This window comes from Sphingomonas sp. EU05-FHT14C10, from assembly GCF_058790595.1.
The window spans coordinates 39,996-61,149 of record NZ_JBYTEN010000012.1 but is presented as its reverse complement, the minus strand read 5'-3'; the positions used below and the strand labels follow the sequence as shown (position 1 = coordinate 61,149).

The following is a 21,154-nucleotide window of genomic DNA, read 5'->3' as shown; positions in this document are numbered from 1 at the left end:
ACCAGCCTGGTCCGTAGGAGCATCACGCCGCGAGCGGCGTCGGCTCGATAGCCGCGATCCGGTCGAGCGCGGCTGCGATCGCCGCTTCGCGCTGGTCGGGGCCGAAGGCGATGCCCTCGGCAACGATCACGTCGAGATCGGTCACCCCGACGAAGCCCAGCATTGCGCGCACATGGCGTTCGGCATGGTCAAACGCGGCCGTCGGGCTGCCTTCGCCATACAGGCCGCCGCGCGACGCGGCGATGATCGCGCGCTTGCCGCCAGCAAGGCCTTCGACGCCCTCGGCCCCGTAACGGAAGGTCCGCCCGGCGACGAGGATATGATCGAACCAAGCCTTCAGCTGGGTCGGGATCGCGAAATTATACATGGGCGCGCCGATCACGACGATGTCGGCGCCCAGAAACTGTTCGAGCACCGCCTGCCCTTCGTCACTGGCGAAGCGATCGAGCGTCAGGTGCGGCAGCGGATCGGCAGCAAGATCGCGATAGGCGACCTCCAACGCAGGATCGAGCGCACCGAGGCGATCGACGATGGCGGCGGAAAGCGCGCGGCTGGCCGAGTTTTCGGCCTGCACGGAGGAATCGAGATGCAGGAGTTTCATAGAGGGTCTGTCCAGATTGGTTCAGCGACCCCAAATAGCTATGCAGCCCGGCCAGACCGGCCAAGAACGCATATTTTCCGGACCTAGTCACATGCAGATGACCGCCCCTGCCCCCCGCACCGAACCGCGCACGGCGATGCAGGATCGCCAGACCTGCACGCGCATCGCCGAACATCTGGGCTGGATCGGCGATCGCTGGACGCTGCCGGTGGTCGTCACGCTCAACGACGGGCCGCTGCGCTTCAACCAGTTGCGCCGCGCAATCAGCGGCATATCGCAGCAGATGTTGACGCGCACGCTGCGCAACCTGGAGCGCGACGGCATGGTCAGCCGTACCGTCCACCCCACCGTTCCACCGCAGGTCGAATATGCGCTGACCCCGCTCGGTACCTCGCTGGCCTTGCAAGGGCTCGCCATCGGCGGCTGGGTGCGCGATCATGTGCCCGAGATCGAGGCCCACCGCCAGGCGTTCGACGCGCGCGACTGACGCGCGCGCCGCTTTACTCAGGCCGCGCACTCCCCCGCCGGCGCGCGGACAGGGCGACGCAGCACGAACAGCATCGCCAGCCCGGCGCCCGCCATCAATGCGCCGGCGACCGACACCATCGGATAGCCCAGCCCGGCGCCAATCACCCCGCCGCCCAGCGCCGCGCCGATCGCATTGCCGAGGTTGAAGGCGCCGATGTTGAGCGCCGAGGCGAGGTTGGGCGCCTCGCTTGCCTGCTCCATGACGCGCATCTGCAGCGGCGGGACCACGGCGAAGCTCGCAACGCCCCAGAGGAAGATCAGCGGCGCCGCGCTCGCTTCCCAGCGCATGCCGATCGCGAAGGCGACGAGCAGGCCGACCAGCGCGAGCAGCGCGGCGACGAGCGTGCCGTCGACCGAACGATCAGCGAAGCGGCCGCCCACCCAGTTGCCCACGGTCAGGCCGACGCCGTAGAGCACCAGCATCGCGGTGACGAAGCCCGTCGACGCCGCCGTCTCGGTCTTCAGGATCGGGACGATATAGGTGAACACGGTGAACATCGCGCTGGCGCCGATCACCGTCAGCGCCAGCGCGGCGAGCACCGGGCCGCGCCGCACCACGCGAAGCTCCGCCGCCATGTCGCCTCCCGCCTCGACCGGAAGCGGCGGCAGCGCGAAGCGAAGCGCCGCCATCGCCACCGCGCCGACTCCCGCAATGCCCCAGAAGGCGGCGCGCCAGCCCATCACCTCGCCCACCCATGTCGCGAGCGGGACGCCGCCGATCGTCGCGATCGTCAGGCCGGAGAACATCGCCGCCACCGCCGCCGCGCGCCGCTCTGGCGGGACGATGCCGGCCGCGACCACCGATCCGACGCCGAAGAAAGCGCCGTGGTTGAACGAGGTGACGATGCGCGCCGCCATCAGCAGCGCATAGCTGTCCGCGATCGCCGACAGCAGATTGCCCAGCGTGAAGATGCCCATCAGCCCGACGAGCAGCGTGCGCCGCCCCGTCCGGGCGAAGCCCAGCGTCATCAGCGGCGCGCCGATCAGCACGCCAAGTGCGTAAGCGCTGACGAGCAGACCGGCCGACGGGATCGAGACGCCGAGATCGGTCGCGATCAGCGGCAACATGCCCATCGGCGAAAATTCGGTGACGCCGATGCCAAAGGCACCGATCGCCAGCGCGAGAAGCGGGGGATTGAGTTTCATCTGCGAAGCGCCCTGAAAGCCTTTTCTATTCCGTACACGCATATGGCGCATCGCAGCATCGCCGATTAGAGCGTGTTCGGGACCAATATCTGTGCAATAACTTCACAAATGAAACGCGACGGCATCGACAGGATCGGCGACATGGCGACTTTCGTCGCGATCGCGCACGAAGGGAGCCTTTCCGGCGCAGCACGCGCGATAGGGCTGACGCCCTCGGCCGTCAGCCGGATCGTCGCGCGCACCGAAGCGCGACTGGGCGTGCGCCTGATCGCACGGACGACGCGGACGCTGCGCCTCACCGCCGAAGGTGAGGCCTTTGCCCGCGATGCGCGGCGCATCCTTGCCGATATCGAGGAATCCGAAAGCACCATCGCCGATCAGGCCAGCCCGCGCGGGCGCGTGCGGATCAGCATGGCGTCAGCGCATGGCCGTCTCGTCATCGTGCCCCTGCTCGCCGAATTCGTTGCCCGCTATCCCGGCATCCATGTCGACATGGAGCTGAGCGACGAACTGGCCGACATTCTCGGCGGCCGCACCGACGTGGCGATCCGCTTCGGCCCCCTGCCCGACAGCCCGCTGACCGCGCGGCGGCTGGGCGACACCGGCCGCACCGTGATCGCCTCCCCCGCCTATCTTGCGCGCCACGGCACGCCCGCGACCCCGGCCGACCTCGCCCGGCACAATTGCCTCGATTTCAATTTCCGGCGCGCCGAGCCGGGCTGGCCGTTCCGCGAGGAGGGCCGCGATCATGTGCTGGCGATCGGCGGCAATATGAGCGCGAACAATGGCGAGACGCTGGTGCAGCTCGCGCTCGACGGCGTCGGCATCACGCGCGTCGGCAATTTCCACATCGACGCCGACGTCGCCGCCGGCCGCCTCGTCCCGCTGCTCGAGGCCTATAATCCCGGCGATGTCGAGGCGATCCACGCGCTGTTCCTGGGCGGCGCCGACATGCCCGCCCGCGTCCGTGCGCTCGTCGACTTCCTGGTCGAGAAGCTGCGCCCGTCGCCCCGGTCGGCCTGAAGGCGCTTGCCCGGCGCGATCCAGACTGCCGCCGGCTTGCCGGACAGGACCGCGGCTGGCACATTCAGGGGCATGGAGGCGCTTTTCCGCTTTCCGGCCGCCCGCCGGCGCGATCCGGAAATCGCGGCGTGGTTCGGCCGTGGCGACGCGCTGCGCGGCCTTGCCGAGCCCTGGTTCGGGCGGCTGCGCGCCTGTGGCGGAGACATGCGCGAACTGATCCACGACGGCCGCCCGACCGCCTGCGCCGGGGACGCGGCCTTCGCCTATGTCGATGCCCACGCCGAACATGCCAATATCGGCTTTTTCTTCGGCGCGTTCCTCGACGATCCGGCCGGCCTGCTGGAAGGCGGCGGCAAGCGCATGCGCCACGTCAAGCTGCGGGTCGACCGGATGCCCGATGAGGCCGCGCTCGGCGACCTCATCGCCGCTGCCTATCGCGACATTCGCCGCCGCCTCGACGAGGCCGGGGGCTGAACGAAGAGGAGGAGATGCATGTACGTCTGCGGTCTCGTCATCCCCGTGCCGGCGTGCGGCCTCGACGCCTATCGCCGCTGGGCGGAGAGCGGCGCGCAATTCTTCCGGGAATATGGCTGCATCGAGATCGTCGAATGCTGGGAGGATTTCATCCCCGACGGCAGGCAGACCGATTTCCGCAAGGCCGTGGCCGCCAGCGACGGCGAGAAGATCGTCTTCACCTGGCAGGTCTGGCCGGACAAGGCGAGTTTCGAGGCCGCCGAGGAACGGATGCACCAGGATCCGCGGATGGATTCGGCCGGCGATCCGCCGTTCGATGCGAAACGCCTCATTCTTGGCTGTTTCCAGCCCATCGCGACGATGGGACGCAAGCCATCGTCCGCCTGAAATAGATAGTTGAGGGTGACGTCCTCGCCCGAGGGATCGATACCGCGCCGCCTAGAAAGGCACCCAGTTCTGCTTCTCGCGGAACTTCATATAGCCGATGTTCGCGCCCAGCCGCACCCCGACGCCGAGGCGGATCGGGATCAGCACGACATCGCCGCGCCGCAAATAGGATGCCGTGAAGCCGCCGACGAAATAGGCGTTGCCCTCGCCCGCCGGGAAACGCTTGTAGAGATCCTGGCTGTCATAGAGATTATAGACCAGCACGAAGGTGCTGCCCGCATTGGCGCCCGCATCGAAGCCGATCGACGGCCCGGTCCAGTAAGCCGGGCGCTGTCCTTCGATCCGGTGGAACAGCGTGCCCGATCCGTAGCGCAGCCCCGCGACGAAAGCGCCGCCGGCCTCGCGGCCGACGATATAGGCATTGGGCTCGCCCTGATCCTTCAGGATCTTCTCGATGATCCCGGCGAGGCCCTTCGCGCCCTTGCCGAACACGCCTTCGGCCGCGCCGATCAGATCGTCCCGGTGATAGGTGGTCGGCTTCGTGCCATCGACTCCGGCAGGCGCGGTCGCGGCCTGCACGGGGGCGAGCGGCGCGCCGGGGGGCGGCGCCGCCGGCTGCTGCGCCGGATCGGCGACGGCGGCGTTGTCGTAAGGCACCGCATCGGCCTGATGCGCGGGCGGGGTGACGTCTGCGTCGATCGCGGTGTTGGGATCGACCGTGCGCACCTGCGCCGACGCCGGCGCCGCCAGAATCGACAGCAAAGCAACCGACGCGGTCACCACGCGCAAAATTTGGGTCCTCATCGCACCATCCCCCACCAGAAGGCCGGAATCTAACGCCGATCCGCCTGAATCCACAATGAATCGACGATGAGGCGAATCAAATATGCGCTGGAACGAGTCGGTTGATTGCCCCGAAATGCCTCGCTATAGCCCCCGTCTGCCAAGCGACCCGGAGACGTGGGTGAGTGGCTGAAACCAACGCTTTGCTAAAGCGTCATACGGGTGACCGTATCGAGGGTTCGAATCCCTCCGTCTCCGCCAAGACTGCCGCCGCGCCGGTTCGTAGTCGTTCACAAACCCTTGATTTCTGCCGTTTTCGGGGCCACTTTGGGCCAGTCGGGGTTCGCGCCTGTTCGCAGGCGTCCACACCTCGACATGGTAAGGCGCATGGCATCGCCCGCCGCAAACATGGTATCGGGGATCGGCAGTGCTCAACGACGCGAAGATCAAGGCAGCGAAGCCTCAGGAGCGCCCATACAAGCTAACGGACTCGGCGCAGCTTTATCTGCACGTCAGTTCGGCCGGCGGGAAAAGCTGGCGCATGAATTACACCTATGGCGTGAACTCGGCGGGCAAGCCGCGCCAGAAGACCCTGACGCTGGGCACATATCCCTCGACGTCGCTGCTCGATGCGCGCGCCGCGCGGGACGCGGCGAAGGCGCTGTTGCGGGACGGTCGCGATCCGGCCGTGCAAAAGCGGGTCAGCATCAAGGCCAATGTCGCCGCCAGCGAAAACACCTTCGAGAATGTCGCGCGCGCCTGGCACGCGAAGCGCCTGCCGCGTTGGAGCAAGGTTCACGCGCAAGATGTGATCGATAGTCTCGAAAACGATGTGTTCCCCGAAATCGGCTCCCTGCCGATCACGGCCATCGAAGCGCCGCAGCTGCTCGACCTGCTCACTGCGATCGAGACACGTGGCGCGATCGAGACAGCCCACCGCGTGCGCTCGCGCATCTCGTCGGTGTTCGTCTTCGGCATTGCGGCCGGCGTCGCCAAGGCCGACCCCGCCGCCAGCCTTGGCAAGGCGCTCACGCCCAAGCCGCCTTCCAAGCGACAGCCGGCGATCACCGAACTTGCGCCGGTCCGCCAGATGTTGATCGACTGCGAGGGCGAGCGCTGCCGCGCGATCACGAAATTCGCGCTGCGCTTCCTCGCGCTGACATCCTGCCGGCCCGGCGAGCTTCGATTCGCGGCATGGGCGGAAATCAGCGGCATCGACTTCAAGACGGGCGAGGCACCCGATCCCTTCTGGATCATCCCCGCCGCGCGCATGAAGGGCGACGAGGAACGCAAGCTCGAGGACGGCGGCGACCACATCATCCCGCTATCGCGGCAGGCTGTGGATCTGCTGCTGATTCTCCACCGGCTGACCGGCGACCTGCCTCTGCTGTTTCCCGGCGAGCGCCACCTCCACCAACCGATCAGCGAGAACACGATCCGCGCGCTGCTGATCCGCGCCGGCTATCACGGCCGGCACGTGCCGCACGGGTTTCGCGCGGCCTTCTCCACGATCATGAATGAGCGCGCCGATCGCGCGTGGCGTGAGCAAGGCGGGAACGGCGCATCTCCCGACCGCCCGATTATCGACCTGATGCTGGCGCACGTCCCGCACAACAAGGTGGAAAGCGCCTATAATCGCGCGGCCTATATGCCGCGTCGGCGCGAGCTAGCGCAGGAATGGGCGGATATGCTGGTCGGCGATATGTGGCCGCCGGAAATCCATCTCGGGCAACCGATCCGCTACGCGGCGACCGGCGCCGGGAGGCTCTAGGCGGCAATTCTCTGCGCATCGCGCCATTCAAGCACTTCGGATTCGCTCCACCGGCTGGCCGATCCCCCGACCTTGAAAGGCTTCGGAAAGCGATCCTCCCTGATGAGGCGATAGATCATCGTCTTCCCGATTCCTGTGATGTCTTTCACCTGATCGAGCCGCAGCAGCCTGTCGGTGCTCACTTCCCGGTCTCCTTCACCAGATCGTCGATATTGAGAGAGCGGATGGCGGAGGTGATGTGCTCGCATAGCTTCATGCAAACGTCAGCATCCGCGACGCCGACGACATCATAATCAGCTGAGACCCATCCAGTCTTTGCTAGCCCCGCACACCGCTCCACCACGGCCCTGACCAGCTTCTCGCGGTCGGTGGTAGGGGTGCGCTTGTTCCAATGCCGGTTAGCCGCCTCCTGACTTTCATCGTCGGTGACTTCGACGCCGCATCCCGTGCATTCGACAGACCACCAAGACAAATCGTCACTGGCGCGCGTCATCGCCTCTAGCAAAAGGTCGGAAGTCGCCCCGCAGAACGGGCACGGCAGAAGCTCAACCATCTCGTTGGGATCGGCGCGTTCCGCTATTAAAGGCTGGCCTTCATTGTGGCCCGCATCGCCGCGAAGGAGGGAGAGGAGGGTGGCGACCAGAGCATCGATTTCGCGACAATCCAGCTTCGGCAGAAGCTGATCATCGAAATGCGCCTGCTCGATTGCCGCCAGCACCGCGACAATCGCCTCCCTGCTCGGCAGATGGCGGGCGGGTGGCTCGGGGGATGCGGCGAGCATGGCAGACCAGATCATCGACGGAACATCGATTTCAACGCGCGCATACCGAAGGCAGGCCGCCGTCATCTCCTTAGTCGGCTCCACCGGCACCAGTTTCCACCCCGGAGGCGTGTCGTTCGTTTCAGTGGTCATTGGACGATCTCCAACGGGATACGGCCATTTTTGAACTGCTGACCGTTCCATGGCCCTTGCCATTGATGCTTTTCGTCGAAGGTGAACGACGCTTCTGTGGCCCATCCGCAATCGACGTGGACGAAGCAGTATTCGCCCACGTGATCGGCGAGGTTGGGGTGCGTCCAGCGCGTACCGCCGAGGCGAATGTATCCACCCTTCGACACTCGCCGCCAACCGCCTAGAAGGAAGCCATCCGGCGCTTTCACGTCATGCGGAAGACCGTTGCTCCTAAGCCCCCTGCTCATCATCCAGCATCCTTGTTTGAGAGGGCGGCGCGGGCGGCGTCGATGCCGGCGCGCTGATCGTCCTTGCTCATGGTCGCGAGCAGAGTTTCACGCGCTCGGGCAGCAAGGTCATCGCTGACGCGCCGCCGGTCGATCGACATGCCCCACAGCAAGCCGTAAGCGAGATTGCGCGCGGCGGTCAGCCTCTCGATCTCAGCGTCTCGTGTGGCGCACTCGGACTTGGCGAAGGCGAGAATGGCGACCTGGCGCTCAAGATCTCCGAAGCGCTTATCCAGTTCAGCGAACCGTTCGGACCATGACTGCTCGGCATAGCCGGGCCAGCGTTCGAACATCGCCTCCCGCGCCCTCTCAAGATCACTCTTCATTTGGGCCTCCTGTGGGGTGGGTGAACGGATCAGGGCCGCCGCGAATGTGATCGCGGATGGCGACATCGATCGCGTCGATGTCGGGAAGCTCGGTCCAGAATAACCTGGCTTCGGTTTCCTCGTCCGCGTCGCACCAAGGCCAACCGCCAACGCTCATCTTCATCTTGCCGGCCTCGTGCCGCCCGTCCGACGCAGCGACGCCGATGTCGATCTGAACGACGTGACCGATGTCGTTCGGCGTTCCGACATACGGCGGCTGCTCGATAGGCCAGAGCCACCACAGCACGTCGCCATATGCTTCGTTCCACTCGTGGAGTGGCCTCACCTCACCCATCGCTCTGTCCTTTCAGGTGATCGCCGCGCTCGAGGGCGTCGATGTTCGCGCGCACGACGCGAAACGTCAGCGCTACGATCTCGGGGTTGTCGGCCCAACGCTCGCCGGGCTTGGTGTGAAGGCTGTCCCAGAGGCGCTTATACACTTGGCGTTCGGACCAAGCCGCCTGCGCCAAGGCGCCGCCCAACGCTCGGAGCGTGGGCTCCGTGGTGCCCTCCGCCTTGGCGTCTTTCTCGCTGATGTCCTGCAAGCGCTGAAAACGCTTGTCCTCGACGATCAGCGTGAGACGCGAAGCCCAGCGCGGCATGAATATCGAGGGCCGCCAGTTGTCGGGAAGCGCATCCCAATCGACATCGACGCTCTTTCCAAAAGCATCGAGCACGTGACTGAACGATGGCGCTGATACTTCCGCATCCCCGCCGGCTCGGTAATCGATCCAGCCACGACACGGAACATCTTGTGGCGGCCACCCCTCACACGCATCGGGCGCCACGCGCCAAGTCTCGCGCACCCACAGACGGTCACCGATCTCAACGCGGCGAAGGGGCGATGTCCCCAAGCGCCGCGTCTGGGTTTTCCTGTCTCCGTGCAATGCGCGGACCATCGGAGCGCTGAATAGGCAGCCGCGATCTTTCGCCACCACAGCCGCGCGTTCGCTCTCTGCGCTCGTCATGCTGCTGCTCCCATCGTGTCGGATTGAGCGGAGAAGCCTTCGACCATCTGGATGCGCTCGCCGATCCACCGCATCACGGGAACAGCCATCGAATTGCCCAGCGCTTTGTAGCGCGGGCCATCGGCCATCATGCCCTTGCGGTAGGGAACGAGCGTGTAGTCGTCGGGGAAGCCCTGAAGCCGCTCGCACTCGCGCGGGGTGAGCCGGCGAACGGCGGCACCATGTGCGATGGCAGGAGGGCGCGCGCCCTCATCTTTTCCGCTCCGCATCGTTGGCGAAAGATCAGAATATATATCACCGCCGCGAGTGCCCAGCTTAGATCCGAAGCATACCGGCACGAGAGGTGTGCCGCGTCCGGTGCCATCCTCGCTGGCGTCATAGCCTTCACCGCGCAGCGCGTGCGCGATCAGCGTCTCGGTCTCGTAATCCTGCCGGCCCATGCCGCCTGCGTTGAGGCAGTGGGCTACATCGCCCGTGCTGGCGATCAGTCCCCCATCGCAGTCGAGGTCGGTCCCGAGGCCACCGCCTCCAGTGCTGCGGCTAGGGATGGTGGAAGCGACTTTCCCCGCTTCTCGGCTCGGCGCAGGATGCCCCGACAGGCTGTGGCGCTCAAAAAGAACCGCTGCGGCACGTCGCCAGTCTCCAAGATATCCGACAACGAAGATGCGACGGCGGCGCTGTGGAACTCCGGCAAACTGAGCGTCGAGCACTCGGTAGGCGAGGCCGTACCCGAGTTCTGAAAGTCCGGCCAGGAAGCATCCGAGAGCATGGCTTTCGTCAGCTTCGTATTCGTCTTCAACCACGATCTCCTTCCCGTCTTCGGGTCCGTCGTCATCGTCCAGGTCGTGGAACGGCGGACGCGCATCGGGAGCGTCGTGGGAAAGGCTGGAAAAAACGCCGGGGACGTTCTCCCAAACGACCCAGCGGGCGCGTGCTCGGCGAGCAAGCAGCAGAAACTGGAGCGACAGGTTGCCACGGTCACCGCCCAATCCCGCTCTGAGACCGGCGATGCTGAAGTCCTGGCAGGGGGTTCCCCCCACAAGAAGGTCGATTGGTCCATATTCATCGCCCCGGATGGTGGTGAAATCGCCGTGCAAGGGCGTGTCGGGATAGTGGTGGGCGAGGATTGCGCGCGGCGCGGCCTCAATCTCCGAATAGGCCGCCGCCTCCCAGCCCAGCGGCTTCCATGCCACGGTGCTGGCGCTGATGCCGGCGCACACGTCGAGATATCGGATGCTGGCAGGGTTCATGCGATCCACGTCACCGCTCCCGAGCTTCGAGGAGGGCGGAGCGGACGGGAGCGACGGTCGCTTCCCACAGCATCTTTTGAACGAGCGGGTGCTTGTCCAATCTCGGCCTTGTCGGGACCGACCACGATTTTCCGGGCGTCTCAGCGATCAGCTTCCAGCCCGCAGCTTTCAGCGAAGTGCCCGGCTCGGACTTAAGGACATATGTCCCGATCCGCGAATAACCCAGCGCGAAGGCGGCGCGCGCTGCCGCTCCGTAGAGAAACGAACAGGCGTTCTTGTGGCCGAGTGTGCAGAGGCGCGTGACTTCTAGGGTATGTCCGTCATCCCGTCGTCGCGCGACAGGGCGGCCGACAATCACGACGCCAGCGATCTCTTCGCCGAGCATAGCCGCCAAACTAAACTTGTGCCCGACCGGCGCAGTATGGTGCCGATGATGCTGGCGAACGAAATCTGCGGCGACATCGAAACTGCATGGCGCGATCCGCAGTTTCATCCCCTCGACGATGGCGTCTATATCTGTGCGGTTAGGCATGGGGGATGCCTTTCGGACGCTTGAGCCAATCTCCGAACGACCACCCGCAGTCGGCCGCGCCACTATTGTGCCATTCGCGGTATCGCTGCTGCGCCCGCGTCAGCCTCTCGGGCGGGGGAGCCATCGCTGTGACGACGGCCTTGCCTTCATCGGTGACAAGAAACAGGTCCATGTCGCCGGTTAAAGCGTTGCCCGCGCGGCGCTTCATCAGCCCGGCGTCAACAAGCGCGAGACAATCGGGGTGATCGGTGCTGCCTTCGCCGGTCACGAAATGGTTGCGATAGATCGTGCCGCGTCCCGCTTCGTCCAAGCCAAGCGAATGGCGCAAAATTTGAAGGTGGCGCGTGTCGATGTCGAGATCAGCCATTTTGGCTCTCGTTCATGATATCCTCGATGAATTGGCGGGCGAGACGGGCAAGCGTCTTGTCGCCCCAGGTCGCCTCCCAGCGCCGGCGGTAGTGATGGCCGTTCATCGTCACGCCCATGGACGTGAAGCCCGCCCGGTATTCGTCGATCTCGACCGCGCCTTCGGGGTGACGGTAGATGCTTGCCCTATGGGAGCCGCCTTGGCCCCACAGCCCCGCGCTCAGATATGGCCGCCCGACGCGCCAGCTATACTCCTCGAAATCGCGGGTGCTGACCTTCGCCATCAACGTTGCCCTCGCTGATTTTGCTGCTCGGAAATCCAGTCCTGCGCGGCGCGCGCGGCGGCTACATATTCGGGGCTGGGCGTCTTGCTCCGCTCCTGACCCGGCCGGAACGCTCGCCAGATGCGCGTGCGGATATCGGCCGGCAGGGCGAACCAATGCCGGCGACAACCCCACTTCGCGGGCGGCACGCGTTCTTGGCAGCCCGGCCAGTGGCAATGATGATCGCCGGCCGGCTGGCGGCTCTCGGCGCGCACATAGTCGGCCTTCTCGCCGATCGACGCCCCGCGCTCAGCGGAACGCTTGTCCTCGAGCGTGCCGTCGGCATTGATCCAGAGGACGGAGCCATCAGCGGCGATCACCTGCGCCCGCGTCCGGTCTCGCGATCGGCGAAGGACGGGGCAAGGGATGACGAACACCGGCTGGACGAAATCCAGCACGAGCAAGCCCGGAATAGGGTCGCCGGGCACCTCGCTCGGCAGGGAAGGACTGCGCACGACGATCACGTCGCGGCAGTCCTCGTCCATATTCTGCTCCCGCATCACGAAAAGCTGGTTTCCAGTGAAGCGGCTGCCGTCTGCCCGCCGCCCGCGCCAAGGATTGATGCGCGATGGCGTGACGCGAAAGACGATCGCATCGTCGCGCGTCGGCAGCTGCAGTTCGCGAGGTGCCGGGATCGGCAGGATTTCGGAAAAGGGCTCAGCCATTGCTGCCGGCCTTCGCACCCGCCCGGCTGGCGCCCGCGAGCGCGGCGGCCAGGCGCTGCCAAAGCGTCGGCCGCGCGCGCTGGCGCAACCAAGCGTCGCGGTGCTGCTCGTGCCGCATTGCGCAGTAGCGCCGCAGCGAATCGGGGGGCATGTCGCTGACGCGCAACGGCGCGTTCTTCAGATGGTCGAGATTCACAGGGCATCACTCCCGAGGTGCCAGAGCCTGCAATGCGGACAGCGGTAGGTCCGCAGTCCGCGCCGGCCGGCGCGATTGGCGATGTTGCGGCGGGCATTGAGGCGGCGCAGGACGCGCAGGGCCTCGCCATGGCTGGGATAGCCATCCTTTCCGGTGCACTGCGGCGGCCCGAGGTCCACCCGCATGCGCGCGCTGACCGGATCGAGCTTCATGGCAGCACCACGAACAGGATCGGCAGGAAGAAGAAGAACGCCACACCCAGCGCCACCCAGAACAGGGCGAGCGCGTAGGGGATGGTGATCTCGCGCGCTTCGTCTTCGAGCGGGCGCATCAGTTGGTGCTGCCGTCAGCGCCGAGGATCTCGAGCGCACGGGCGATGTTCGCCATCAGCATTCGCGCGGACTGCGCGTCCATGCCGGCGTGGGACGCATAGTTGCCGACAACCAAGTGGATGCGAATTTCCGCGTCCGGCCCCTCCCCGACCACGCCCAATCCAAGACGATCGGCAGGCACGGAGAGCACCTTGTCCCCGTCAAGCGGGATGAGCGCCACCCTCCCGGGCTTGGCGCAATGAGCCCGCTCGATGGGCGGCGTGGTGTTGTCGACCATGGATTTCCTCCCCCGGCTGGTCGCACCATGCGTCCGGCCGGTGAAGGAATAACACCACATCGGTGTTACAGCGTCAACACCGTTTCGGTGTTATTGGTGTTGAATTTTCAATCTGGCCACACCGGATCGGGCCAGAAGCCGGTGTCGTCGCCTCCGGCACGGCGTTGCGATTCGGAAGCAATGGTCGGGAGTGTGGGCTCGACGTCGATGCCGACCCGGATGACGGCTCCATATGCCGTCTGCTGCTGGAATATGGCGGTCACGTCGCGCCCGTCGCGGATCATGCCGCCGATCCAAGGTGCTCGCTCGGCGGTGACATAGCCGATCTGCACGCCACGCTCACTGAACACCGCAACGGCATTGCGATCGGCCTTGTTGCGTGGCTCCAATATCAGGTCGATGATGTCGCCTGGCCGACACAAGGCTATCTCGAATCGCCTGCCGGGGCCGCGCCTGTTGGGGTAGTCCGCGCCGACAACGGCGAGGCTCAGCGCGCGGCTGGTCAGACCTTGCGGCCGATCCATATCACCCGCCCGAGAATATGGACGTCCGCCGCGTCGACATCGCGGTTGCCGGTGAGAGCGTTATCCGAACGCACCTCGATCGTTTCCTTGCCGACGCGCCGCAGCCGCTTGATAGCGCCGGCCCCGAGAATGCTGCACGCCCAGATACGATCCTGCAGGTTGAGTTCGCGCTGCCGTGTGTCGATCAGCACCATGTCTCCGTTGATGATCGTCGGAAACATACTGTCGCCATCGCCGCGTGCGACGTAGAGCTTTACGGCCGGCGAGCTGGTGATCGACCGCAGCAGCGCCGCGTCGAACTCCATCGCCCCTTCTTCGACATAGTCGTCGATGTTCGCCCCGTCGCCCATCGAATAGCCCAGATCAACCACGCGGAGCGCAACCGATCCCTCAGTCGCCGGCTCAACGGCGGCTGGCACGTCCGGCAGCGCGCCATCGGTGATGATCGCCGCCGCCTCGACGCTCAGCGCGTCGGCTGCGCGGTCGATCCATTCGCGAGTGAGCCTTCTCAGCCCCTTTTCCAGCCGCTCGATCTGCTGCGGACTGGTGCCCATGCGGCGCGCAAGCTCCGGCCGCTTCCAGCCTCGCGCCTCACGCAGCGCCTCGATGTTGTTGACGGTTGCCACGCCCAAGGATGCACCAAAATGGTGTGACGACGGAATACGCCAATTTGGTGTTGACTGCGGGCGGCTGGTAACACCATAGTGGTGTTGTAAGGAGTTCATTCCATGCCCCTCAAAGACTGGCTGACCGAAAAGGATTTGACGTACGCCGAATTCGGCGCGCGGATCGGACGCAGCGGCGAGGCCGTGCGCCGGTATGCGCTGGGCCTCCGCATCCCCGATCGCCTGACCATGCCCGCGATCGTGCGCGAGACGGGCGGCAAGGTCACGGCCAACGATTTCCACGGCATCCAGTCGAGGAAGGCGGCATGAGCGGCCTCGCGCTCGCCGCCGGCCTGTGCGTGGCCCGCCTGATGCCCGTCCGCTTCTGCCGCGGAGAGCCCGCCAACGATGAGCATGGCGACGCCGCTGCCAGCACCTGCAATCGGTGCGGCATCAGCGCGTGGCATCCCGAAGCCCGGGCCTGCACCTTTTCTGACTGCTCGCTTCGTCATCCCCACCGCATCCCATGCGGTGGGAAGACCTGACAAGAGCAATTCGCAGTTAATTCAACTAGTTAATTAGTTAACGCGCCCGGGAGGGAAGTGAAACGACATGACCGGAAAGGACTGCGCCGGGGCCGTGAAGGCTGATCCGGCGAACCAAGAAACGCGCCCGCCATTCCGGCGGTGGCGTCTGGGCCAGCAGGGCTGGGAAGCGATCGGCGACGTCTATCCGGCGGCGATCATCACCGACCCCGAGTGGAACGAGCGCGCGGGATTGTCCGCGCCGGAAAGGGAGAAGTGAGCATGAGTGAAACAAACCCCATTATCGACCAGCCGACGCGCGCCGCAGACGGCGGCATGGTGCCGGGCGCCTGCAACACGCTGGGCGAATTCGTCCGCAATCTCGAGGACGGCCAGTTCGACGCCGATTGCTACGAAGCGATCAAGGATCTGGCCGCCAAGATGAACGACCACGCCATCGCCAACGGTGGCAAGTCGAAGGGCAAGGTCACGATCACGCTGGACTTCGTGCAGGAAGGCCAGGTCACCGAGATCAAGACGGGTTTCAAGGTCTCCGAGCCGGTCGACCGCCGGCCCAAGTCGATCATGTGGCAGACCGAGGACAACCGCTTCACGCGCGTGCGCCCCGGCCAGCACCAGCTTTTCGGAATCCGCGATGCGAGCGGTGGCGGCGGTGACGGCCGCTTCCGCGACGCCTGATCCACGCCGTCACCATCCACCCAGCAGAGGACAATCCAATGTCAGAGGAAAACAAGGGGCCGATCGCCGAAGCGCGCGCATTGGTCGAGAGCTATATCAAGCCCGAGGTGCGCACGCTGAAAGAGCCGGGCACTGACGTGGCCGCGCTCGCCGTTCTGACGGCGACCGGCGCAAGCGCCATCAACCCCGCGATGTTCGACCCCTATCGCGAGGTGCCGCTGTTCCGTCGCGGCACTGCGGAGTTCACGACGATCGGCAGCATCATCGATCACGCGAACCGTTTCAAGGATGACGGCAGCGCTATCTTCGCCAATGACGATCGCGTTAGCCCGTCGATCACGACGGTGCTGGATTATCACGAATCCGGCGGCATCGAGGACGGTACGCAGCGACACGGCCGCCATCGCGGTCATTTCGCGTTCCCGCTCTCCGACGAGTGGAAGGCTTGGATCAAGGCGAACGGCGTCGTCATGTCGATGCGCGACTTCGCATTGTTCATCGAAGACCGCCTGCCCGACGTGCTCGACCTGATCGCTGGCGAAGACGAACTGCCCGAGGAACTGGAGAAATTCATCAACTCGGCGGGCGGCGCATCGTCGATCGCCTCGTCGGCCGGCCTGCTCGAATTGTCGCGCGGGCTCGTCGTCAACGAGGAATCATCTGTCCGCGAAGCAGTGCGGCTGTCGAGCGGCGAAGGGCAGATTTCCTTCCAGTCCGAGCATCTGGACGCATCGGGTAACAAGTTGCGCGTGCCGAGCGTATTCCTGATCGCCATCCCCGTCTTCCGCAACGGCCATCCATACCGGATCGCGGCGCGCCTCCGGTATCGCAAGACGGGCGAGGGCGTGAAGTTCTGGTACGATCTGTGGCGCGCCGATCGCGCGTTCGACAACGCCTTCTCCGAGGCGTGCGAGCGCGTGCGGGTCGAAACCGAGCTGCCGCTCTTCTTCGGCCAGCCGGAATAACCGATGGCGCGCGGTCACGCCTATCGTGACGGCCGGGACGGGCGGGCATTCCGATCCCGTCCCGGCATGGGCCAGCGGACGCTTGTCGCGTCGCTGGCCTGTTCGCGCTGCGACAAGGGCGGCGAAGTCAATTTCGCGACCTCGATGCCGCCCGAAGACCAGATCGACCAGAAATTCAGCGCGCGCGGCTGGGATGTCCGCAAACGGCTCTGCCCGAACTGCCAGGCCGAAATCGCCGCCGCCAAAAGGGAGAAGACGAAAATGGCATCGACGCAGTCGGACAGCGCCATGAAGGCGCAGGGCCAGATGTTCGAATTGCTGCAATCGCATTTCGACAAGGAAAAGGGCGCATATAGCGGCGGCTATTCGGATGCGCGGGTCGCCTCTGAAACCGGCCTCGCACCCGCCATGGTCACCCGGTTCCGTCAGACGTGCTTCGGCGAATTGAAGGAGCCGCCCGAACTGGCGTCGATCCGCGCCGATATCGTGACGCTCGCTGCGCTGGAGCAGGAACATCACGCCGCATGCGAGCAATCGATCGCGGAACTGCGGTCGCGGCTGGCGAAGCTCAGCGCGAAATGGGGGGCATAGCCATGTTGGCAATCTGGCCGATGCTCGCCACGGTCATGACGGCGCTGGCGTTCGCACTGTTCGTCCTCTGGCTGATCGAGCGCGACCGCTCTGTGCGGCTGGACGCCCACTGCCGCGACCTCGTCGATCAGCGCAAGGCGCTCGCCGGCAAGTGCCGCCAGAACGACCGCGACATTGCCGTTCTGCGCGATCGGCTGAGCGCGGGCGGCCGTACCCGCGCGGCGCGCCAGCGCGAGGCCGAACGGATCGCCCGCGAGGAAAAGACCCGTGCCCTTCAGGAGAATCGCTGATGGATAACCATGTGCCTTTCTATCTGGTCTGGTGCCCGCAGGGACCGACGCCGCCCAGGCACTGCCACGGAACGCAGGATGCCGCCGAAGCCGAAGCCGAACGGCTGGCGCGCGTCTATCCGGGCAAGAAGTTCTTCGTCGTCGCGCCACTCTATTCCGCCGTGTGCGGAGCCTTCGAAACGAAGCGCTTCACAGTTCCCGACGAGGTGCCGTTCTGATGGCCGCCCTCGTCTGCTCCCATCCCGAATGCACGACGCCGCTGGCGGACAATCCCCGGCGCAAGGGCACGATGTGCCAGCGCCACGCCAGCCAGATCGTCGGCCGCGATGCCGCCAAGCGGGAGAAATGCCGTATCGCCATGAAAGCGCGCTGCGCCGATCCCGACGAACGCGCGAAGAATGCCGCGCGGATGAAAGCCGGCTGGCGGCGGGCGCTGGCCGAAAAGCCCGAGCTTCGCGCTCGGCTGGTCGAGCGGGGCAAAAAGGTTGGATCGCTGCGCAAGGGTAATATCCTGACGCCAGCCGGGTCGCCGGCCCGGCGCCGCGCCGCGCGCAAGCAGTCCGATTTCTACATGGGCTGGTGTCCGCTGGAATATCGCGCCGATTATCGCTCGCTCGTCTCCAATCAGCGCTTCCGCGCCGCCGAGGCCAAGCGGATGATCCTCGAGCAGATCGCGGCCGATGCGCGGACGTTCGCCAAGACGGGTGAACTGCCGCAATCGAAGCGCGCGGCGGAGGCGCGCCGATGACCGCCGTTCCCGGGACGGTCGAAGCGATCGTGCGCCGTGCCGCAAACCTCACCGGCCTTTCGCGCGGCGAAATCCTCGGCGACTGCCGGCGCAAGGCGAACACGCGCGCCCGCTATGCCGTGTGCCACGTCGCCCGGCGCGAGCTTGGCAAGTCTGCGCGCTCAATCGGGCGGGCGCTGGGTGGACGCGACCACACGACGATCTTGTACGCATTCCAGCGCGCCGAGGCGCTGATCAGCGAGGATCAGGATTTCGCGCAGCTTTGCAGCGCATTGGAGGCCGCATGAGCGTCGAGATCATCATCGGCGACGCGCTCGCGGAATTGCGCAAGCTGCCGCCCGATTCCGTAGACTGCTGCGTCACCAGCCCGCCCTATTGGGGCCTGCGCGACTATGGCGTCGAAGGCCAGATGGGCATGGAGCCGACGCTTGGCGAGCATCTGCGCGTCATGGTCGAACTGTTCAACGAGGTGCGCCGCGTTCTCAAGCCCGAGGGCACGCTGTGGCTCAACTACGGCGATTGCTATGCGACGAAGCCCAACGGACGCAGCGCGGCGGCGACCAAGGCCGCCGGCACCGACGATCGCACGTTCCGCGACAAGCCGTTCAGCACGGTCGGGCCGATTTACGCCCGCGAGCATGAGCGCGATCGGAGGGGCAACCATTCGACGCTGAAGGGATCGCCGCCGCCGGACACCCCCGGCCGGATCATGGCTGGCGGCACGCTGAAGCCCAAAGACCTGTGCATGATCCCCAACCGGCTGGCCATCGCGCTGCAGGATGCCGGATGGTGGGTCCGCTCCGAGATCATATGGGGCAAGCCCAACCCGATGCCCGACAGCAGCGGACGCTATCGCCCGTCCACCGCGCACGAAAAGCTGTTCCTGCTCACCAAGTCGGGAAAGTCGTTCTACGACAGCGAAGCGGTCAAGATGCCGGTTAGCGGCAACACCCACTCGCGCATCGCCAAAGGCTACAAGATGCCCGACGGCTGGGATACCGCCCCCGGCGCTCACGGCTTCCACCATCGTAACGGACGCGAGAAAGGTCGACCCGCAGGTTGTGGCCCAAAATCGGCCATGGCTGGTCGACACGATCGTGCGAACGATAGTTTCCATGCCGCGACCACCGCCGTCGTTGAGGATCGCTATCTCCGCAACTACGAGCCTGATCTGTCGGCGATCATCCCCGGCGAAATCGCTGAGCTTGATGTGTTGCACATCGCCACGGCGGGCTTCTCAGAAGCGCATTTCGCCACCTTTCCGCCTGCGCTCGTCGCGCCGTGCATCATGGCTGGTTGCCCGGCTGGCGGCCTCGTCCTCGATCCCTTCGGCGGCGCGGGCACGACGGGTCTGATCGCCGATCGGCTGGGCCGCGATGCCATCCTGATCGAACTGAATCCCGAGTATGCCGAGATGGCGCGCAACCGGATCAAGGCCGCGCCGGCACGCGGCAAACGCCGGCTGGCGGATGACGATAAGCGCCAGGCCGACATGTTCGTGGGGGCCGCCGCATGAGCATCGCCCTGATCAACGTCGTCTGGCGCATGGATCTGCCCTGCACAGACAAGATGGTGCTGATGGCGCTCGCCGACGGCGCGAACGACGACGGTTTGACGTGGCTGCCCATGTCCGGTCGGAACGGCCGGCTGGGCCTGCGCCAGAAGACGTCGCTCAGCGAGCGCTGCATCCAGCAGGCGATCGGCCGGCTGGTCGACGCCGGCCATCTTTCGCGCGATGAACGGCCGGGCAAGGGTGTGATCTACACCGTTCACCCGCAGGATACCCTGCCGCTCGATCACACCCCCGCACGAAATGCGGGGCGCAGCAAATGCGGGGCGCACGTCGTGCGCGAAACCCCCGCACGTCGTGCGCCCAAACCATCATATAACCACCATATCCCCCAAGGAGCTAACGCTCCTTCGCCCCCCAAGGGGGCTGCGCGGCGTGAGCGGGGCGAAAGGATCGATCCTGAATGGAGCCCGCCGCCGATCGAGGAACTGCCGCCAGCCGCCCGTGCGCTGGCCGAGCAGTGGCCCGATGGAGCCTATGAGGCCGAGGCCGAGGCGTTCCTCAACTATTGGCAGGGCGAGGGCCGGCAGCGCGCCCGCAAGATCGACTGGCCCAAGACGTGGTGCGACCGCATCGTGCAGGTCGCCGAGCGTGTGAAGCGCGCCGAGAAGGCGGGCGTGCGCTTTGCCAAGGGCAAGGCCGCCGCCGGCCCGCTGAGCGATGCTGAACTGATCGAACGATATACCGCTGCCGCGCGGCAATCGCGTCGGATCGGGCGCGAGGACGAAGCCGCCGATTACGAGCGGCTGGTTGAACAGATCAGCGCGCGCGCCGCCGCGCCAGCCGAAACGGGGGACGGGAAATGACGGACTGGATCATGCTGCGTACGAAGCCGTCGTGCACGCTCAGCCTCACCAATTCGTTGGCGGCGGCTGGCTTCGACGTCTGGACGCCCATGGAGGTGCAGCAGCGTCGCGTGCCGCGATCCAAGGCGAAGCGCGAGCGCCGCGTGCCGATCATGCCGACGTGGATATTCGCTCGGGCTCACCATCTGGACGATCTGCGCCGCCTGGCCGAACGGGCCATCAAGGACCATGCCGAGTTCTCGATCTTCCGCTGGCATAGCCGCGTGCCCGCGATCGATGATGTCGCGCTCGAGGCCCTGCGCTCCGCCGAACTGCGCGCCGTGCCCAAGCAGAAGGTCAAGGCATTCAGGAAGGGCGAGATCGTGCGCGTGCCCGAAGGCGCCTTCGCTGGCATGTCGGGTGTGGTCGAGCGGGGCGACGGGCGATGCACGCTGGTCTGCTTCGGCGGTCGGCTGGAGGTGGAGATCAGCACGTTCCTTCTTCGCCCGTCGACGGCGCAGGCCGCGTGATTTGGCGCTTCCCTTCGTTCCCTGAATGATTTACACACGTTCCCATCCTGTTCCGCATCGCAGCGGCATCGGCGAGTTGGTCCGGCTGGTCGGAGAC

General features: G+C 65.7%; 38 protein-coding genes and 1 tRNA gene. 19 read left to right on the top strand and 20 right to left on the bottom strand.

Annotation, left to right across the window (positions count from 1 at the left end; translation table 11 throughout):
- Nucleotides 1-22: 22 nt before the first annotated feature.
- Entirely contained in the window at nucleotides 23-601 is a 579-nt protein-coding gene (locus AC3WT0_RS13000; RefSeq protein ID WP_492753824.1) for an FMN-dependent NADH-azoreductase, read from the bottom strand.
- A 91-nt stretch (nucleotides 602-692) separates the two neighbouring features.
- Here AC3WT0_RS13000 and AC3WT0_RS12995 point away from each other — a divergent pair, with 91 nt between their 5' ends.
- Nucleotides 693-1,088, top strand: coding sequence for a winged helix-turn-helix transcriptional regulator (locus AC3WT0_RS12995; protein ID WP_492753823.1), 396 nt, complete (start codon nucleotides 693-695; stop codon nucleotides 1,086-1,088).
- Between the two features lie 17 nt (nucleotides 1,089-1,105).
- Here the strand turns inward: AC3WT0_RS12995 and AC3WT0_RS12990 are convergent, their stop codons facing one another.
- Nucleotides 1,106-2,275, bottom strand: coding sequence for an MFS transporter (locus tag AC3WT0_RS12990; RefSeq protein WP_492753822.1), 1,170 nt, complete (start codon nucleotides 2,273-2,275; stop codon nucleotides 1,106-1,108).
- 108 nt (nucleotides 2,276-2,383) lie between these two features.
- On the opposite strand from AC3WT0_RS12990, the gene AC3WT0_RS12985 reads away from it, so the two are divergent.
- The 3 genes from AC3WT0_RS12985 to AC3WT0_RS12975 all read left to right on the top strand — a co-directional run bounded on the left by AC3WT0_RS12985 (nucleotide 2,384) and on the right by AC3WT0_RS12975 (nucleotide 4,159).
- Nucleotides 2,384-3,298 (top strand): LysR family transcriptional regulator, encoded by a 915-nt coding sequence (locus tag AC3WT0_RS12985; RefSeq protein ID WP_492753821.1) that lies wholly within the window; start codon nucleotides 2,384-2,386, stop codon nucleotides 3,296-3,298.
- A 72-nt stretch (nucleotides 3,299-3,370) separates the two neighbouring features.
- Nucleotides 3,371-3,772, top strand: a complete 402-nt coding sequence (locus tag AC3WT0_RS12980) for a DUF1801 domain-containing protein (RefSeq protein WP_492753820.1) — start codon at nucleotides 3,371-3,373, stop codon at nucleotides 3,770-3,772.
- A gap of 18 nt (nucleotides 3,773-3,790) precedes the next feature.
- On the top strand, nucleotides 3,791-4,159 hold the full coding sequence (locus AC3WT0_RS12975) for a DUF1428 domain-containing protein (RefSeq protein ID WP_492753819.1): 369 nt from the start codon (nucleotides 3,791-3,793) through the stop codon (nucleotides 4,157-4,159).
- Nucleotides 4,160-4,210: 51 nt separating this feature from the next.
- Here the strand turns inward: AC3WT0_RS12975 and AC3WT0_RS12970 are convergent, their stop codons facing one another.
- On the bottom strand, nucleotides 4,211-4,963 hold the full coding sequence (locus tag AC3WT0_RS12970; protein WP_492753818.1) for a DUF1134 domain-containing protein: 753 nt from the start codon (nucleotides 4,961-4,963) through the stop codon (nucleotides 4,211-4,213).
- Nucleotides 4,964-5,113: 150 nt separating this feature from the next.
- Here AC3WT0_RS12970 and AC3WT0_RS12965 point away from each other — a divergent pair.
- Together AC3WT0_RS12965 and AC3WT0_RS12960 are read left to right on the top strand one after the other, a co-directional pair.
- Nucleotides 5,114-5,203: transfer RNA gene (locus AC3WT0_RS12965), tRNA-Ser, on the top strand.
- A 166-nt stretch (nucleotides 5,204-5,369) separates the two neighbouring features.
- Entirely contained in the window at nucleotides 5,370-6,713 is a 1,344-nt protein-coding gene (locus tag AC3WT0_RS12960) for a tyrosine-type recombinase/integrase (RefSeq protein WP_492753817.1), read from the top strand.
- Here AC3WT0_RS12960 and AC3WT0_RS12955 read toward each other — a convergent pair.
- The 17 genes from AC3WT0_RS12955 to AC3WT0_RS12875 all read right to left on the bottom strand — a co-directional run bounded on the left by AC3WT0_RS12955 (nucleotide 6,710) and on the right by AC3WT0_RS12875 (nucleotide 14,376).
- Nucleotides 6,710-6,895, bottom strand: a complete 186-nt coding sequence (locus AC3WT0_RS12955) for a helix-turn-helix transcriptional regulator (protein ID WP_492753816.1) — start codon at nucleotides 6,893-6,895, stop codon at nucleotides 6,710-6,712. The two genes, AC3WT0_RS12960 and AC3WT0_RS12955, sit on opposite strands and share 4 nt — an antisense overlap.
- Nucleotides 6,892-7,626: a Lar family restriction alleviation protein gene (locus AC3WT0_RS12950; protein ID WP_492753815.1), complete on the bottom strand. Its 735-nt coding sequence runs from the start codon at nucleotides 7,624-7,626 to the stop codon at nucleotides 6,892-6,894. Before AC3WT0_RS12950 ends, AC3WT0_RS12955 begins: the two co-directional genes overlap by 4 nt.
- Nucleotides 7,623-7,913, bottom strand: coding sequence for a hypothetical protein (locus AC3WT0_RS12945; protein WP_492753814.1), 291 nt, complete (start codon nucleotides 7,911-7,913; stop codon nucleotides 7,623-7,625). Before AC3WT0_RS12945 ends, AC3WT0_RS12950 begins: the two co-directional genes overlap by 4 nt.
- On the bottom strand, nucleotides 7,913-8,245 hold the full coding sequence (locus AC3WT0_RS12940) for a hypothetical protein (RefSeq protein ID WP_492753813.1): 333 nt from the start codon (nucleotides 8,243-8,245) through the stop codon (nucleotides 7,913-7,915). Before AC3WT0_RS12940 ends, AC3WT0_RS12945 begins: the two co-directional genes overlap by 1 nt.
- A gap of 22 nt (nucleotides 8,246-8,267) precedes the next feature.
- Nucleotides 8,268-8,612, bottom strand: a complete 345-nt coding sequence (locus AC3WT0_RS12935; protein ID WP_492753812.1) for a hypothetical protein — start codon at nucleotides 8,610-8,612, stop codon at nucleotides 8,268-8,270.
- Nucleotides 8,605-9,285: a hypothetical protein gene (locus tag AC3WT0_RS12930; RefSeq protein WP_492753811.1), complete on the bottom strand. Its 681-nt coding sequence runs from the start codon at nucleotides 9,283-9,285 to the stop codon at nucleotides 8,605-8,607. The genes AC3WT0_RS12935 and AC3WT0_RS12930 overlap by 8 nt, the downstream gene beginning before the upstream one ends.
- Complete coding sequence (locus AC3WT0_RS12925; protein ID WP_492753866.1) at nucleotides 9,282-10,535, bottom strand: DNA cytosine methyltransferase; 1,254 nt, start codon at nucleotides 10,533-10,535, stop codon at nucleotides 9,282-9,284. Before AC3WT0_RS12925 ends, AC3WT0_RS12930 begins: the two co-directional genes overlap by 4 nt.
- A 10-nt stretch (nucleotides 10,536-10,545) precedes the next feature.
- Nucleotides 10,546-11,067: an XF1762 family protein gene (locus tag AC3WT0_RS12920; RefSeq protein ID WP_492753810.1), complete on the bottom strand. Its 522-nt coding sequence runs from the start codon at nucleotides 11,065-11,067 to the stop codon at nucleotides 10,546-10,548.
- Nucleotides 11,060-11,434, bottom strand: coding sequence for a hypothetical protein (locus tag AC3WT0_RS12915; RefSeq protein ID WP_492753809.1), 375 nt, complete (start codon nucleotides 11,432-11,434; stop codon nucleotides 11,060-11,062). The genes AC3WT0_RS12920 and AC3WT0_RS12915 overlap by 8 nt, the downstream gene beginning before the upstream one ends.
- Nucleotides 11,427-11,717 (bottom strand): hypothetical protein, encoded by a 291-nt coding sequence (locus tag AC3WT0_RS12910; RefSeq protein ID WP_492753808.1) that lies wholly within the window; start codon nucleotides 11,715-11,717, stop codon nucleotides 11,427-11,429. Before AC3WT0_RS12910 ends, AC3WT0_RS12915 begins: the two co-directional genes overlap by 8 nt.
- Complete coding sequence (locus AC3WT0_RS12905; RefSeq protein ID WP_492753807.1) at nucleotides 11,717-12,421, bottom strand: hypothetical protein; 705 nt, start codon at nucleotides 12,419-12,421, stop codon at nucleotides 11,717-11,719. The genes AC3WT0_RS12910 and AC3WT0_RS12905 overlap by 1 nt, the downstream gene beginning before the upstream one ends.
- The gene (locus AC3WT0_RS12900; RefSeq protein WP_492753806.1) at nucleotides 12,414-12,617 is read right to left on the bottom strand and encodes a hypothetical protein; all 204 of its coding nucleotides are present in this window, start codon (nucleotides 12,615-12,617) and stop codon (nucleotides 12,414-12,416) included. The genes AC3WT0_RS12905 and AC3WT0_RS12900 overlap by 8 nt, the downstream gene beginning before the upstream one ends.
- Nucleotides 12,614-12,829 carry a hypothetical protein gene (locus AC3WT0_RS12895; protein WP_492753805.1) on the bottom strand — a complete coding sequence of 72 codons (216 nt, stop codon included), beginning with the start codon at nucleotides 12,827-12,829 and terminating at the stop codon, nucleotides 12,614-12,616. Before AC3WT0_RS12895 ends, AC3WT0_RS12900 begins: the two co-directional genes overlap by 4 nt.
- Nucleotides 12,826-12,948, bottom strand: coding sequence for a hypothetical protein (locus AC3WT0_RS12890; RefSeq protein WP_492753804.1), 123 nt, complete (start codon nucleotides 12,946-12,948; stop codon nucleotides 12,826-12,828). Before AC3WT0_RS12890 ends, AC3WT0_RS12895 begins: the two co-directional genes overlap by 4 nt.
- Nucleotides 12,948-13,226, bottom strand: a complete 279-nt coding sequence (locus AC3WT0_RS12885) for a hypothetical protein (RefSeq protein WP_492753803.1) — start codon at nucleotides 13,224-13,226, stop codon at nucleotides 12,948-12,950. The genes AC3WT0_RS12890 and AC3WT0_RS12885 overlap by 1 nt, the downstream gene beginning before the upstream one ends.
- A gap of 107 nt (nucleotides 13,227-13,333) precedes the next feature.
- A complete protein-coding gene (locus tag AC3WT0_RS12880; RefSeq protein ID WP_492753802.1) occupies nucleotides 13,334-13,750 on the bottom strand; it encodes an HIRAN domain-containing protein in 417 nt (138 codons plus the stop codon).
- Nucleotides 13,729-14,376, bottom strand: a complete 648-nt coding sequence (locus tag AC3WT0_RS12875; protein WP_492753801.1) for an XRE family transcriptional regulator — start codon at nucleotides 14,374-14,376, stop codon at nucleotides 13,729-13,731. Before AC3WT0_RS12875 ends, AC3WT0_RS12880 begins: the two co-directional genes overlap by 22 nt.
- Nucleotides 14,377-14,478: 102 nt before the next feature.
- Between AC3WT0_RS12875 and AC3WT0_RS12870 the strand changes: the two genes are divergently transcribed.
- The 13 genes from AC3WT0_RS12870 to nusG all read left to right on the top strand — a co-directional run bounded on the left by AC3WT0_RS12870 (nucleotide 14,479) and on the right by nusG (nucleotide 21,057).
- Nucleotides 14,479-14,685 carry a hypothetical protein gene (locus AC3WT0_RS12870; RefSeq protein ID WP_492753800.1) on the top strand — a complete coding sequence of 69 codons (207 nt, stop codon included), beginning with the start codon at nucleotides 14,479-14,481 and terminating at the stop codon, nucleotides 14,683-14,685.
- On the top strand, nucleotides 14,682-14,900 hold the full coding sequence (locus AC3WT0_RS12865) for a hypothetical protein (RefSeq protein ID WP_492753799.1): 219 nt from the start codon (nucleotides 14,682-14,684) through the stop codon (nucleotides 14,898-14,900). The genes AC3WT0_RS12870 and AC3WT0_RS12865 overlap by 4 nt, the downstream gene beginning before the upstream one ends.
- 94 nt (nucleotides 14,901-14,994) lie before the next feature.
- On the top strand, nucleotides 14,995-15,159 hold the full coding sequence (locus AC3WT0_RS12860; RefSeq protein WP_492753798.1) for a hypothetical protein: 165 nt from the start codon (nucleotides 14,995-14,997) through the stop codon (nucleotides 15,157-15,159).
- A gap of 2 nt (nucleotides 15,160-15,161) precedes the next feature.
- Nucleotides 15,162-15,578, top strand: coding sequence for a YfdP family phage-associated protein (locus AC3WT0_RS12855; protein WP_492753797.1), 417 nt, complete (start codon nucleotides 15,162-15,164; stop codon nucleotides 15,576-15,578).
- Nucleotides 15,579-15,616: 38 nt separating this feature from the next.
- Nucleotides 15,617-16,543, top strand: a complete 927-nt coding sequence (locus AC3WT0_RS12850; RefSeq protein ID WP_492753796.1) for a DUF2303 family protein — start codon at nucleotides 15,617-15,619, stop codon at nucleotides 16,541-16,543.
- A 3-nt stretch (nucleotides 16,544-16,546) separates the two neighbouring features.
- The gene (locus AC3WT0_RS12845) at nucleotides 16,547-17,134 is read left to right on the top strand and encodes a hypothetical protein (protein ID WP_492753795.1); all 588 of its coding nucleotides are present in this window, start codon (nucleotides 16,547-16,549) and stop codon (nucleotides 17,132-17,134) included.
- A gap of 2 nt (nucleotides 17,135-17,136) precedes the next feature.
- Nucleotides 17,137-17,424, top strand: coding sequence for a hypothetical protein (locus AC3WT0_RS12840; RefSeq protein WP_492753794.1), 288 nt, complete (start codon nucleotides 17,137-17,139; stop codon nucleotides 17,422-17,424).
- A complete protein-coding gene (locus AC3WT0_RS12835) occupies nucleotides 17,424-17,642 on the top strand; it encodes a hypothetical protein (RefSeq protein ID WP_492753793.1) in 219 nt (72 codons plus the stop codon). Before AC3WT0_RS12840 ends, AC3WT0_RS12835 begins: the two co-directional genes overlap by 1 nt.
- Nucleotides 17,642-18,172 carry a hypothetical protein gene (locus AC3WT0_RS12830; RefSeq protein WP_492753792.1) on the top strand — a complete coding sequence of 177 codons (531 nt, stop codon included), beginning with the start codon at nucleotides 17,642-17,644 and terminating at the stop codon, nucleotides 18,170-18,172. The genes AC3WT0_RS12835 and AC3WT0_RS12830 overlap by 1 nt, the downstream gene beginning before the upstream one ends.
- Nucleotides 18,169-18,459 (top strand): helix-turn-helix domain-containing protein, encoded by a 291-nt coding sequence (locus AC3WT0_RS12825; RefSeq protein ID WP_492753791.1) that lies wholly within the window; start codon nucleotides 18,169-18,171, stop codon nucleotides 18,457-18,459. The genes AC3WT0_RS12830 and AC3WT0_RS12825 overlap by 4 nt, the downstream gene beginning before the upstream one ends.
- On the top strand, nucleotides 18,456-19,688 hold the full coding sequence (locus AC3WT0_RS12820) for a DNA-methyltransferase (RefSeq protein WP_492753790.1): 1,233 nt from the start codon (nucleotides 18,456-18,458) through the stop codon (nucleotides 19,686-19,688). The genes AC3WT0_RS12825 and AC3WT0_RS12820 overlap by 4 nt, the downstream gene beginning before the upstream one ends.
- Complete coding sequence (locus tag AC3WT0_RS12815) at nucleotides 19,685-20,548, top strand: hypothetical protein (protein WP_492753789.1); 864 nt, start codon at nucleotides 19,685-19,687, stop codon at nucleotides 20,546-20,548. The genes AC3WT0_RS12820 and AC3WT0_RS12815 overlap by 4 nt, the downstream gene beginning before the upstream one ends.
- A complete protein-coding gene (gene nusG / locus AC3WT0_RS12810) occupies nucleotides 20,545-21,057 on the top strand; it encodes a transcription termination/antitermination protein NusG (protein WP_492753788.1) in 513 nt (170 codons plus the stop codon). Before AC3WT0_RS12815 ends, nusG begins: the two co-directional genes overlap by 4 nt.
- Nucleotides 21,058-21,154: the final 97 nt, after the last annotated feature.